Below are 12,905 nucleotides of genomic sequence, written 5' to 3'. Positions count from 1 at the left end.
CGTATGGTTTCACTTTGCAGTTAGCGCAGAACTTCTATTTGAAAATTTTCATTCTTTATCGAATATGTTCAATTTAAGTTTGCCTAAACTTGATTCGTATTAACTGTTTAAGATAACTGCAATCACAGCATTGGTTTAGTGGTATTTCATGATTTTGCCTATTGTTCGCCGTGAGGTCTCCGGCGCCTCGTTAAGTTCCGACTTACACCCTGTTATCGACAGAATTTATCGCGGTCGCAATATTGCGAATATGGGTGACTTGGAGAATGGCCTTAAAGGGCTTACGCATTTCAACGTATTAAAAGGGATGCCTCAAGCCGCGCAAATCCTTGCTAATGCCGTTGTGCAAAATAAGCGCGTTATCATAGTGGGCGATTTTGATGCCGATGGCGCTACCAGTACGTCGGTATGTATACTGGCGCTTCGAGCCATGGGCTATCACAACGTTGATTTTCTGGTACCTAACCGCTTTGATTTTGGTTATGGGCTTAGCATACCTATTGTCGATGAAGCAGCTAAACAAGGCGCAGACATTATAGTAACCGTCGATAATGGCATATCCTGTATTGATGGTGTGACCCATGCAAAATCCTTAGGTATGCAGGTTGTGGTGACCGATCACCACTTGCCAGGTGATACATTACCGCCCGCTGATGCGATAGTGAACCCTAACCAACCTGGCTGTGAATTCCCGTCTAAAAACTTAGCAGGCGTGGGTGTGGCATTTTATATCATGCTCGCGCTTAAAGCTGAGCTACAGCAACAAGGGTATTTTGAGAAAGTAGGTATTGCACAACCTAACTTAGCGTCTCTGTTAGATATTGTTGCTGTTGGCACCGTAGCCGATGTGGTGGTTTTAGATAAAAATAACCGAATTCTAGTTCATCAAGGGCTTCAACGTATTCGGGCTGGTAAGTGTCGACCTGGTATCAAGGCACTAGTTGAAGTGGCAAACCGCGATTGCGCCCATCTAACTTCGACCGACTTGGGTTTTGTAGTCGGCCCAAGACTTAATGCCGCTGGTCGCTTAGACGATATGTCGCAAGGCATCGCTTGCTTATTAGAAGATGAAACCATTCAAGCGCGAATGATAGCGGCAGAGCTCGATGCACTTAACAAGGAGCGCCGTGAAATTGAAACCGGCATGAAAGCGCAAGCCGAGACTGTACTAGAGCAAATGGCGCTGGATGAAGGCGATATGCCAAGCGCGCTGGTGGTTTATCGCGAAGATTTTCACCAAGGCGTGATTGGGATTGTGGCAGGGCGTTTAAAAGAGAAGTATCTTAAACCTGTTATCGCTTTCGCTCATCAAGACGATATTGTTATTAAAGGCTCAGCGCGCTCCATTCCTGGTGTGCACATCCGCGATGTACTTGATGAAGTAAACACACGCTATCCCGGCGTTATCGAGAAATTTGGTGGTCACGCCATGGCCGCTGGATTGAGTTTGCCTGTCGCAAAGCTTCCAGATTTTGAACGAGCTTTTGTTGATGTTGCTCGTACCCATATGGAAAAGCTTGATGGCAATCATGCATTGCTCTCTGATGGTGATTTATCTTCAGAAGAATTGTGTTTGCCTTTTGCGCATTTATTGCGCCAGGCCGGTCCGTTTGGGCAGGGCTTTGAATCACCGTTATTTGATGGAGAATTTACGCTTCTCGATCAGCGCCTAGTGGGACAAAAGCACCTTAAGATGGTGTTGAAAAATGACGGCGCCAATGAAGTAGACGCTATTGCGTTTAACGTTGATTTAAAAGCATGGCCTAATGCCATGGTAAAGCGTGTACATATCGCTTACCGCCTGGATATCAATGTTTTCAGAGGGCAAGAAACTGTACAGCTTATAATTGAGCAAATAGAAGCGGTTTAACCTAAGTTGATTAGCGGACAGTCGTGAGCCAACGAAAGCATAGCTAGACAAACGCGATACCTTTAAAAGTAGAAAGTAGCAAAAAAGAGGCAAGGGTGAAAAGCGAACGACAGAAGCTGGTGGAAAAGCATAGTCAGCTTAATCAAACCGATAACGTTAAAGTAATTTCTCACGTTCAGCGTGAAGAAAAAGACAGCGATTGGATACGCCATACCATTATGCTTGAAGGCATTGATGTCCCTTTTATTTACCGGCGAAAGCAGCAATATCAAAGCTTAAAAGGGGCAAGAGTAAACGTAACCTATTATCGCCATGTAGAAGAGGTGGCCGGCATTGAATTTGAAACCATGAAAGTGGTAAGAATTAAACGCAGCTAATAAGTCACTGCCCTTGCCGCTAAGATAAACCTTTTTTGACTTACACCTTTTAACTTGCACCTAAATAGCTACCGATTCGGTGCTAAACCATAGTGAACAACAATGAATAATGAATGGTTAAATGCCTATGTACTGCATAGACGCCCTTACAGGGAGACCAGCTATATTGTTGACTTTTTTACCCTGGAAGAGGGGCGTGTTAGCGCGGTAGCTAAAGGCGTGAAAAACAGTAAATCAGATAAAAAGAGCCTGCTTCAACCTTTTCAACATCTTCGCCTACAGTTAAGCGGGAAGTCAGAGTTAAAAAGCCTAAGGCACGTTGAAAGCGTCGCTCCGTCCATCAATCTGATAGGCACAGCGTTGTTTTGTGCCATGTATGTAAACGAGCTAACCAACCGCGTTATGCCGGCGGGCCTCGCCAGCGACGGTGTGCACAATGCTTATGAGAATGCATTACTGTCCCTTCGTGATAATAGCGACATAGAAGTGACCTTGCGACAGTTCGAATTTGCACTACTTGATGAAATGGGGTTACTTCCCGATTTCACTACTGACGTAGAATACGAAATGCCAATAGAAGAAACAGGTAGCTATAACTTTCAAATAGATGCGGGCTTTGTGCCTATTCCCGAAGATATGGCTGGCACGAGGGGTATGCGAGGCTTTCCCGGGCGAGCATTGCTTAGTTTGTCACAGGGAGAGTTTACCCCGCTTAGCAAGAAGGTTGCTAAAGTGCTTTGTCGCGACTTGCTTAAACCGCTCATTGGCGACAAGCCGCTTAAAAGCCGCGAACTATTTATGCCGAAGCCCCGCTAGTGCGTTGATGTGTTCAGCCACTAATGAGGTGCAGCGCCTTTTGTTATAGTGCTAATATTCACGCGTCTTGCTTTCGACAAGAGCTGCTATCAACGCTAATGGCTTTAGATTATTTTCTCTTAACTCAAATGGTTAAACAGCACCTTCTATAAAAAAGTTTGCTACAATCACCACTTTCTAAATAAGGGTGTTTGCGCCCTTTAAATAATGTATTAAACATTAAGAGCGGGCATCTTCTTTCGCTCTTACAGGTTAGGTGGTGAAATGAGCACGATTCTATTAGGCGTTAACATCGACCATATCGCAACGCTTCGCAATGCGCGCGGTACACATTACCCAGACCCAGTGCACGCTGCTGACATTGCTGAGCGTGCAGGAGCAGACGGCATTACCGTTCACTTACGTGAAGATCGCCGTCATATAAAAGACCGCGACGTACGTATTTTAGCGCAAACTATTAACACCAGACTCAATCTGGAAATGGCAGTAACCGATGAAATGCTGGCTATTGCAGAAGAAGTAAAACCTGTTTTTTGCTGCCTAGTACCAGAAAAACGTGAAGAGTTGACCACTGAAGGTGGCCTCGATGTAGCGGGAAATTTCGAGAATATTAAAGCAGCGTGCGAGCGACTTGCTAATGCCAACATCTTAGTGTCTTTATTTATCGACGCAGATAAAGCACAGATCGATGCAGCGGCAGCGTGTAACGCGCCATATATTGAAATTCACACGGGCCAGTACGCAGAAGCTACCAGTGAAGATGAGCAGCACAAAGAGCTGGCTCGCTTAGTTGAAGGTATTGAGTATGCTGACAGTTTAGGGCTTAAGGTGAATGCGGGACATGGTCTGCACTACCACAATGTTAAGCCAATTGCCGCTATTCCTCAGCTGATAGAACTTAACATTGGTCACGCCATCATTGCTCGCGCTGCGTTCGACGGGCTTCACACGGCTGTAGCTGATATGCGTAAGCTGATGCTTGAAGCTCGCGCGGGCATTTAACGTAAAAAGGCAAATATAACGTGGCGATTGCAGGGCTAGGTACTGACATTGTAGAAATTGCTCGCCTTGGTAAAGGCGAGAGCGCTAGCGAACGTTTGGCAAAGCGTGTACTTACGCCTACCGAGTGGCAGACGTTTAGCGAGCACGCTACGCCAGTACGCTTTTTAGCAAAGCGTTTTGCCGCTAAAGAAGCCGCGGTGAAAGCCCTTGGGACCGGTATTGGAAATGGGATTAGTTGGCAACACATAGAAGTGCGTAACAACGACCTTGGGGCGCCAGAACTACATTTTTCTGGTGAATTTGCTGCTATGTGTGAGGCAAGGGGCATTACCCGAAGCGTGATCAGCATTTCAGACGAGCAGCATTATGCCGTCGCCACCGTTATACTAGAATCCTAGTTATTTACAAAAACACGGCTTACTAAACCGCAGACCGAATTAGCCTAGGTAGATTACACCTATCTGGCCTGCGTTTATAAAAAACGCTACAAATATCAAACCACGCAAAGCAAGTTACCGGAGTCACACTTGGCAAACCTTTTTAAACAATCACGCAGCAAACAAAAAGGCAAAACGTCTTCCCACCTAGGTGGTAGTGCAAAAAAAGATAATGCCAGTGCGAATGCGCAGGTCGCAGGACTTCGGTTTGGAAAAGCTAACAAAGCTTCACAAGCCAGTAAGAAGGTAAATTCCAATACGGTTACAATCGAAGATATCGACTGGATGGGCCATGGGGTAGTGCGCGGCAACCCCATGTTGTTTGTGGAAGGTGCCCTAGTTGGTGAAACCTGCGACATTGAGGTGCTAACGAGCAAAAAGAAAGTCATTAACGCGAAAGCGACAAATATTCATTCGCCAAGTGATGAAAGACAAGCGCCTTTCTGCCCTGTGTTTGCTGCATGTGGCGGGTGTCAGCTACAGCACATAAAGCCCGATGCTGCCCTTAAGCAAAGAGATAACGCCCTTAAAGTGATGATGGAACGTCAATTGGCAATGAAAGCAGACGTTTGGCAAGCGCCGTTAGTGGGACCACGTCCTCAATATCGCAGAAAAGCAAGATTGGCTATCGATGCCCGCAACCCGAATCAGATTAAGTTAGGCTTTCGCGAAGTCAATAGCAACAAAGTAACCAATGTTGATAGCTGCCCAATTTTGGTCGACCCTTTATCTAATATCATTGGCCCTTTACGAAAAGCGCTTACAGGCTTCGAGTCAGCTCGACACATTGGACATATCAGCCTTATTGCCGGTGATAATATCTCGCACCTTGTTATTAAACATACTAAAGCCCTTGAAGCTGAGCTTATTGATACGGTGAATGCACTAATCAACGAGTACTCTCTTGCAAATGCCAATAAAATAGAGTTGAAACTAGAGAACAAGCAGGGGCAAATTCGCAGCGTGGGCCGTGGTACTGATATGGTGATGAACTCGGTAAATGGCTGCTCAATTTCACCTAGTGCTAACGACTTTATTCAAATTAATAAAGTGGTTAACGAAAAAATGGTTAATCAGGCAATGGACTGGCTAAACCCACTGCCCAACGAACGTATAGCCGATTGGTTTAGCGGGCTGGGCAATTTTACTTTACCTATTGCTAAGTTAGGTGCAAAGGTTCAGGCGGTAGAAGGTGTGGCAGAGATGGTGCGCCGCGCCAAAGACAATGCACAGCAACAGGGCATTGAAAATGTGGAGTGGCTGCATTTAGATTTGGCTGATAAGACCAACGTCGAGGCTTCAATACAGCTGGGCTTTGATAAGGTACTACTCGACCCCTCAAGAGAAGGGGCGTTGACCGTTTGTCATGCGCTTGTAAAAGCACTACCAAAAACGATAGTGTATGTTTCTTGCAACCCTAGTACATTGTCTAGAGACGCGAAGGTGTTGATAGAGGGAGGTTATGAAATGGAAAAAGCGGGCGTAGCAGAAATGTTCCCCTTCACCCATCACATGGAAATGATGGCCTTGTTTACGCGAAAGCAGCAGTAACGAGTAAAGGATATGGTATCAACAAGAAAGGTCCACGAAGCAGACCGTCCTCCCTTTGAAGCCTGGCTAGACAGCCTTGAATTGAGTGCAGAAACAAAAGATAAGCTCAGTGCTGTATCTTCCATTCCAGAGAGGCTATTGGTTGGTCAAGAAATGGTTGAGATTTTGTGTCAGCTAAATATGGATGACGCAACGCTTCAGGCTGCTCTGGTTTTCCCTTATTGCGAGCAGCACGCCTTAAGTGAAGATGATATTTATGAAGAGTTTGGCGGGGAAATACGCGACTTGATTGTTGGCGTGCGCCGAATGGATGCCATTAAATCGTTACATGCCCGAAAAGTGAACGGCGCTGGCTTTGCAGAAAAGTCGGATGAGCAGCATATAGACAGCATTCGTCGTATGCTGCTTGCGATGGTAGAAGACGTACGCGCCGTTGTTATTAAGATGGCTGAGCGTATTTGTGCACTGCAACAGGTTAAAAAAGCTGATGAAGAAACCCGCGTTATGGTGGCTCGCGAGTGCGCCAGTATCTATGCGCCATTGGCAAACCGCTTGGGCATTGGCCAATTAAAGTGGGAACTTGAAGATCTCGCGTTTCGTTACTTACACCCTGTTACTTACAAACAAATTGCCAAGCAGTTAGACGGTAAGCGTAGAGAGCGCGCTGAATACATAGAAACTATTGTAGGCGACTTGCAAGGCTTGCTTGATGGCGAAGAGATCCGCGCTGAAGTTTACGGCCGCCCCAAGCACATATTCAGCATTTGGAAAAAAATGCAGAAAAAGCGCCTTACGTTTGAGCAGCTTTTTGATATTCGTGCGGTGCGTATTATTGCCGAGCGACTTCAAGACTGTTACGCCGCGCTTGGTACGGTTCACGCCAGCTATAAGCACTTACCTAACGAGTTCGACGACTACATTGCAACCCCAAAACCTAACGGTTACCAGTCTATTCACACGGTTATCGTGGGGCCTGAAGGGAAGTCGGTAGAGATTCAAATTCGCACGCAGAAAATGCATCAGGATGCAGAGCTGGGTGTGGCTGCTCACTGGAAATATAAAGAGGGCAGTACGGGCAAGCAGTCAGGCTATGACGAGCGTATAAACTGGCTTCGTCGCATATTAGCGTGGCAAGAGGAAGTGGCCGAGTCTGGCGATTTGGTTGAAGAACTTCGCAGCCAGGTGTTTGACGATAGGGTGTATGTGTTCACACCAAAAGGCGATGTTATTGACCTTCCCCAAGGCGCTACGCCGCTTGATTTTGCTTACTATATTCACAGTAATGTGGGACATCGCTGTATTGGCGCAAAAGTGAATGGGCGAATAGTCCCTTTCACTTATTTACTGCAAAGTGGCGACCAGATAGAAGTACTTACCGGAAAAGAGCCAAACCCTAGCCGCGACTGGATGCACCCAGGTCTTGGCTATGTGCATTCATCACGGGCGCGTGCCACTATCCATTCCTTCTTTAAAAAGCAGGACAGAGACAAAAACCTTGCTGCCGGTAAAGAGCTGCTAGAACGCGAACTTCAGCGTGCCCACTTACCTGCCAAAGTACCTAATGAAGCATTTGAGAAGTTTAACTTACAAACCCTCGATGACTTGTACACTGCGGTAGGTGCCGGTGATGTGCGCGTAATGCAGGTGATTAATTTTATTCATCATTTGCAGGAGCCACCAGCCCCAGAACCCGAAATTAGTCCTAAGGTTAAAACGCGCAAAACTGCGGCCGGGACGGGCAAAAAAGATGCAGTGGTGGTGCAGGGCGTGGGGCACTTAATGAGCCAGCTGGCGAACTGCTGTAAGCCGGTTCCCGGCGAAGCTATTTTAGGCTATATCACACAAGGCCGTGGCGTAAGCGTTCATAAAGAAAGCTGCGACCAGCTGCAACACTTGTTGTCACAGCACCCTGAGCGTCAGATAGAAGTGAATTGGTCACAAGAGCTTAAAGTAGGTTTTGAGACGGGTATTGATATATTTTGTCACGATAGAACTGGCCTGTTGCGCGATATTACTACGGTATTGGCGAATGAAAACGTGCCTCTTCTAGGCGTGAACAGCCTAAGTGATAAAAATAGACAGACGGCGCTTATCACTATTTCGATAGAGGTTCAGGACCTCGATACGGTGTCTAAAGTGTTAACCCGATTGCGACAGCTTAAAGGCGTGACCGATGCAAAACGCAAACAAAGCTAAGCTTAGCGAAATGCAGCGGCTGCTTAAAATTATGGTGCAGCTGCGCGACCCGCAATCTGGGTGCCCGTGGGATGTAAAACAAACCATGGAAAGCCTAACTCGCTACACCATAGAAGAAGCCTACGAAGTGGCCGACGCTATTGCCACTGGTGATATGCACGACATTAAAGATGAGTTGGGTGATTTGCTATTTCAAGTGGTGTTTTACGCACAGATAGCCAGTGAATCGCGTGCATTTTCTTTTGACGATGTGGCGAAAAGCATTAGTGATAAGCTCGTGCGTCGCCACCCTCATGTGTTTGCGAACGCGCTTGCATCTGAGGGTGTTGGTGACACAAATGAAAAAGTCACGGTCGAACGTACCCTATTGAGTGACAGTGCTTTAAACGCGCAGTGGGATGCTATCAAAGCCCAAGAAAAGCAGCTTAAAAAGCAGCGTTTAAAGCAAGACAACGAAGCAATAGAAAACAGTATTCTAGATAATGTGCCTAAAGGTATGCCAGCACTTATGTACGCGCAAAAGCTGCAGAAAGCCTGTGCAAAGGTAGGATTTGATTGGCCTGATGCCGCACCTGTCATAGATAAAGTGCGTGAGGAAGTGGAAGAGATTCAGCAAGAGCTGGATTTCAAACAGCGAGCACAAGGGGCACTGAATACTGGTGTTGCACCTTTAAACAGTGGCGTGCCCGACAACCAACAAGCAATTGAAGAAGAAATTGGTGATGCACTTTTTGCCATGGTTAACTTGGCAAGACATTGCAAGGTAGATGCTGATACCGCACTTAGAAACGCCAGTAACAAGTTTGCTAACCGTTTTAAAGGCGTAGAGCGCTTAGCGGCTGAACAGGGCGACAAGCTCGACGCATTGACGCTTGATGAAATGGAAGCGCTGTGGCAGCAGGTTAAGCAGTCGTCTAACACTAAGTAATTGTACGTCGCAGCATACTAAAAGCGCTGCTTAGACTGATAACGTGAATGCCGCGCTGGTGCAGATGTATGTGAGTCTTCAGTTAGAATGAATTACAAATACCGCTGCAGCCAAAAGACAAAATAGACTAGTGCCAGAAGTAAGATGGGCAGCGTTCGCTTTTGTGTTTTGGTTAGAGCAGATGATTTCGTACGCTTCCATGTCATCATCACCCCCGTTGCAGAAAGCGTTGTTAAACCAACACCAAATACAAACCAAATTAACTTAGTCAAAAGCCCACCGAAGTATCCAAAGTGCAGCGGGTCTGCGTATTCATTGAGGTAGTTAGTCCAGGCCATAATTTTGGGCTCTTGTACGCCAACAATACGCTGATTGGTTATATCAATATCTACTTTATGCGCGCGCTCACGTAGCAAAGGGTTATTGCCTATACCTGTGAATCGCAGTGCTGCTGTGTCTGAGGTAGGAAATAGTACACCGGTGATATGCCAGTCCTCAATGGCTTGCGATGCCTTCTGAAACGCACTGGAAAACTGCGTGGTTGATACAGGGTTAACTTGCTCATAATTTGAAATGACGGTGGCCTTAGGTGGGCGAGGCTCAAATCGATTACCTGCAACTGCGGCGCCGAATTCAAATAAATACCACCAACTGGTTATGACTATGACAACGAAAAACCATAGGCTCCACAGTCCAAGCAGTTTATGAAGGTCGCTCAGTAGTATCCTTGGGCCTTGGTTTAGGCGAAGACGCGTAATGGCGGTTTTCCAGTTTCGGGTTGTTTTTAGGCCCGTATACAGCGAGATAGCAAGAATGAATGCGAAAAAGGTAACCGTTGGTAAGCCAAGATAATTAGGCATAAACAGATAGCGATGAAAGTCTCGAAAGAACCGCTGAATCGTTAAAATAGGAATATCGCCTATCACTTCATAGGTGTACTGATCCACGTGAATAAAGCGGTCATGACCATCGGGGAATTCTGCTCTGACACGGTAGGTGAAATTATCATGACCCATGGTCAAGATGGATTTTATCTTAGCTTGTTCTGCATAGTTAAGCGTAGCCTCATAGATTCTGTTCCACTTAACAATTTCATCATCGGCGCTGTCTAGATTGCTAGGAGGCGTATTAAACGTGCGCATTTCCTCAAACACAAGCCAATCAATTTCATTGGATACCGTAGCAATAGTGCCCGTTGCAACAATAATAAAAAGCACAAGTGAGAGCTGAAAACCTACCCACGCGTGCAAGTTGTATAACTTCTTTAGGTACTTTCTTTGCGCGGTTTTATCGTTAGTCATGAAATACTTGTGTAAGGTAAAAGACAAGCCCTGCATGGTGCAGGGAACATTGTAAAAAGTACGGCGTATAATTGAAAGAAAGAAGGGCTAAGCGCAAGAATTTAACTCAAAAGCGCTACTTATAAACAGAACTCTAAGCAGAATTCATGCGCATAGCCAATCCCGAATTTTAAGAAACGCAGTGGCTACCACTTGTAGGTGAATTCTACAAAACCGTTTCTTGGGTTTCCGGGGAAGTGACCTGTGCGCTCAATAAAGCCTGATTCGGCATACTCTTTATCAAATAGGTTATCTATTCTAAATAGTACGCTGTAGTTGTCTACTTCCCAAGTTATCGACGCATCGGCAATGAAATATGACTTCACATTCTGACCAGACAGGCTCAGTTGGTCGTCAACATAGTTTCCACCAAAGGCAAAGGCAAGATCCCACTCAGGTATTTGGTAACGCGTCCAGAAACCAAATTGATTCTGAGGCGCATTGGCGAAGCGGTCGCCGACACTATTGCTAATACCGCCACCGCCATTATCTGCGGTGATTCTTGCGTCGTTGTAGCCATAAGCTACGCTCAAGATCCAATTTGGCGTTATGTCAGTGATAACCTCAACTTCGAATCCGTCACTGGTCACCTCACCCACGGGCGCGACATTATCAATGCCGTCGCCTTCAGGGTCTTCGCCGGTAGACTGAAGGAGGTTTTGCCTAGTGATTTGATACACGGCCAATCGCAGTAAGGTGGTTTCATCGAACAGCTCTGCATTCACACCACCTTCAATAATATCTCCGGTAGTTGGTTCAAACGGTCCACCCGCCTGAACTTGCTGATTACTTACCGACTGTGGTTCGTATGAATCTGCCCATTGACCATAAAGTGAAATATTAGCGCTAATTTTATAAATACCACCAACCCTGAAGCTTACGTTTGAATCGTCGAAAATGGCACTAGACGTTTCATCTTCAAACTGGTCGTAGCGCAAACCAGCAACAAAGGTAAACTGCTCCCAAGCGAGTTCATTCAGTACATAGGCACCGTTTCGCGTTTGCTCGGTTGTGCTCAATGGTCTGAATTGTACATTGTAGTTTTCAGACTGCGTTATACCGTAGTTAGGGTTAGTAAGCGTTAGTGGAATGATATCTGATTCAAGTGAAGTCCCGCTTAGATAACGAAGAACGAAATCCTGCTGAAAAGCCGCAGCACCTAAAAGCGCGTCCTCTTTTCCTTTATAAAGGTCAATGCCGAACGCCGTTCTATGGTCTGCACCCAACCACTCACCTGAATATACAAAGTTGGCGCCAAAGCTAAGTTGTTCTTGTTCGCGTAACTGATCCCTAAATTCACGGCCGACAAGGTCTATGTTCCCATCCCCATCGCTATCAATAAGAGCACGTGGCTCATGGTAGTTCTGCTCTTGTTCATTATCTATGTAGCGCAAACGTGTATTGTAGCTTACTGCATCGTTAAGCTGTCCTTCTAGAGAGAGCTGAACAGAGTCAGAGCGCAAATTTAGGAAGTCACTGGCTTCATTGTGATTCCAGTCTGGATTTGTGAGAAAGTTACCGCTGTCGTCGACGGGCACTCCGCGCAGTCGATTAGCGCCCAAATCCTGTGAGTAATGAGTGTACTGAAGCGTTAGTAGTTGGCCTTGAAGGTCGTATGTATAGCCAGAATCGAAGATAAATACTTTACTGTCGCTGTTGTCTCGATAAGTATCTTGCTGCTCATAAAAAACACCTGCACGGGCGTTTTGGTCGTCATTAATTGCCCCATTTATTTCTGCTGAGCCTCCAAAGCGAGCATGCGAACCAGCAATTATTCTAGCGTTGGCGTCGAATTCTGACGTAGGTTTTTTTGTGACGTAGTTGAACAAGCCACCTGGCGCTCCCGGCCCATAGAGCATTCCGGCAGGGCCCTTTAAAAAGTCTACGCGCTCGATATTAAATAGTTGAGGTACGTTAAAACCTACATAAGGGTCTCCGCGTAAGCCATCGAAGAAGATTTCCTCTTGTCTGAAACCCCTGGCGGTTACACCGGCATAGCTAAATTGGCTAACACCAGCAATGTTACGATAAATATCTTTTGCATTGCGCGCACCCTGATCGCGTATCAAGCTTTCGTTGATTGTAGTGATTTGTTGGGTCGAATTAAGTGGGTCAACACTCAACTTACCTGTAGATGAGTTACCATTGCGATATAGATTGATCGCTCTACTAGTCACTACCACACGCTCTACTTGGTCGGATTTCGCGGGTGATATTTCACGTGTATCCGAAGAGGTTTCAATGTCTTGTGATAAAGCAGGGGAGGTCAACGAAGCAGCTATTAACGCGGCTAAATATTTCATTGCAAAAAAATCCAAGTGTTGTGTGATAAGAGGAGCGTGATGAAAAGCCAATACTTTAGTATAAATGATAACAGTTTTTATTATC

General features: G+C 46.0%; 10 protein-coding genes. 8 read left to right on the top strand and 2 right to left on the bottom strand.

Annotation, left to right across the window (positions count from 1 at the left end; translation table 11 throughout):
• Positions 1–148 precede the first annotated feature (148 nt).
• The 8 genes from recJ to mazG all read left to right on the top strand — a co-directional run bounded on the left by recJ (position 149) and on the right by mazG (position 9,177).
• Complete coding sequence (gene recJ, locus ACYX4M_RS03645) at positions 149–1,870, top strand: single-stranded-DNA-specific exonuclease RecJ (protein WP_476081933.1); 1,722 nt, start codon at positions 149–151, stop codon at positions 1,868–1,870.
• 95 nt (positions 1,871–1,965) lie between these two features.
• A complete protein-coding gene (locus tag ACYX4M_RS03640; RefSeq protein WP_474808637.1) occupies positions 1,966–2,247 on the top strand; it encodes a hypothetical protein in 282 nt (93 codons plus the stop codon).
• 102 nt (positions 2,248–2,349) lie between these two features.
• On the top strand, positions 2,350–3,063 hold the full coding sequence (gene recO, locus ACYX4M_RS03635; RefSeq protein WP_476081932.1) for a DNA repair protein RecO: 714 nt from the start codon (positions 2,350–2,352) through the stop codon (positions 3,061–3,063).
• 264 nt (positions 3,064–3,327) lie between these two features.
• Positions 3,328–4,065, top strand: a complete 738-nt coding sequence (gene pdxJ / locus ACYX4M_RS03630; RefSeq protein WP_476081931.1) for a pyridoxine 5'-phosphate synthase — start codon at positions 3,328–3,330, stop codon at positions 4,063–4,065.
• Positions 4,066–4,085: 20 nt separating this feature from the next.
• Positions 4,086–4,463, top strand: coding sequence for a holo-ACP synthase (gene acpS, locus ACYX4M_RS03625; RefSeq protein ID WP_476081930.1), 378 nt, complete (start codon positions 4,086–4,088; stop codon positions 4,461–4,463).
• A 129-nt stretch (positions 4,464–4,592) separates the two neighbouring features.
• Complete coding sequence (rlmD, locus tag ACYX4M_RS03620) at positions 4,593–6,053, top strand: 23S rRNA (uracil(1939)-C(5))-methyltransferase RlmD (RefSeq protein WP_476081929.1); 1,461 nt, start codon at positions 4,593–4,595, stop codon at positions 6,051–6,053.
• Between the two features lie 12 nt (positions 6,054–6,065).
• Positions 6,066–8,249, top strand: coding sequence for a GTP diphosphokinase (gene relA / locus ACYX4M_RS03615; RefSeq protein WP_476081928.1), 2,184 nt, complete (start codon positions 6,066–6,068; stop codon positions 8,247–8,249).
• On the top strand, positions 8,227–9,177 hold the full coding sequence (mazG, locus tag ACYX4M_RS03610; protein WP_476081927.1) for a nucleoside triphosphate pyrophosphohydrolase: 951 nt from the start codon (positions 8,227–8,229) through the stop codon (positions 9,175–9,177). Before relA ends, mazG begins: the two co-directional genes overlap by 23 nt.
• A gap of 92 nt (positions 9,178–9,269) precedes the next feature.
• Here mazG and ACYX4M_RS03605 read toward each other — a convergent pair whose 3' ends face one another.
• Together ACYX4M_RS03605 and ACYX4M_RS03600 are read right to left on the bottom strand one after the other, a co-directional pair.
• Positions 9,270–10,478: a PepSY-associated TM helix domain-containing protein gene (locus ACYX4M_RS03605; RefSeq protein ID WP_476081926.1), complete on the bottom strand. Its 1,209-nt coding sequence runs from the start codon at positions 10,476–10,478 to the stop codon at positions 9,270–9,272.
• A gap of 185 nt (positions 10,479–10,663) precedes the next feature.
• Positions 10,664–12,820, bottom strand: a complete 2,157-nt coding sequence (locus ACYX4M_RS03600; RefSeq protein WP_476081925.1) for a TonB-dependent siderophore receptor — start codon at positions 12,818–12,820, stop codon at positions 10,664–10,666.
• Between the last annotated feature and the right edge of the window lie 85 nt (positions 12,821–12,905).

This window comes from Alteromonas sp. ABV4_150, from assembly GCF_056311745.1.
This window is presented reverse-complemented; position numbering and strand designations above follow the sequence as displayed.

What these genes read in the sequence shown, in the direction of transcription:
- pdxJ (WP_476081931.1), top strand. Translation starts at nt 3,328, where the DNA reads ATGAGCACGATTCTATTAGGCGTTAACATCGACCATATCGCAACGCTT.
- ACYX4M_RS03605 (WP_476081926.1), bottom strand. Translation starts at nt 10,478, where the DNA reads ATGACTAACGATAAAACCGCGCAAAGAAAGTACCTAAAGAAGTTATAC.
- recO (WP_476081932.1), top strand. Translation starts at nt 2,350, where the DNA reads ATGAATAATGAATGGTTAAATGCCTATGTACTGCATAGACGCCCTTAC.
- recJ (WP_476081933.1), top strand. Translation starts at nt 149, where the DNA reads ATGATTTTGCCTATTGTTCGCCGTGAGGTCTCCGGCGCCTCGTTAAGT.
- ACYX4M_RS03600 (WP_476081925.1), bottom strand. Translation starts at nt 12,820, where the DNA reads ATGAAATATTTAGCCGCGTTAATAGCTGCTTCGTTGACCTCCCCTGCT.
- relA (WP_476081928.1), top strand. Translation starts at nt 6,066, where the DNA reads ATGGTATCAACAAGAAAGGTCCACGAAGCAGACCGTCCTCCCTTTGAA.
- mazG (WP_476081927.1), top strand. Translation starts at nt 8,227, where the DNA reads ATGCAAAACGCAAACAAAGCTAAGCTTAGCGAAATGCAGCGGCTGCTT.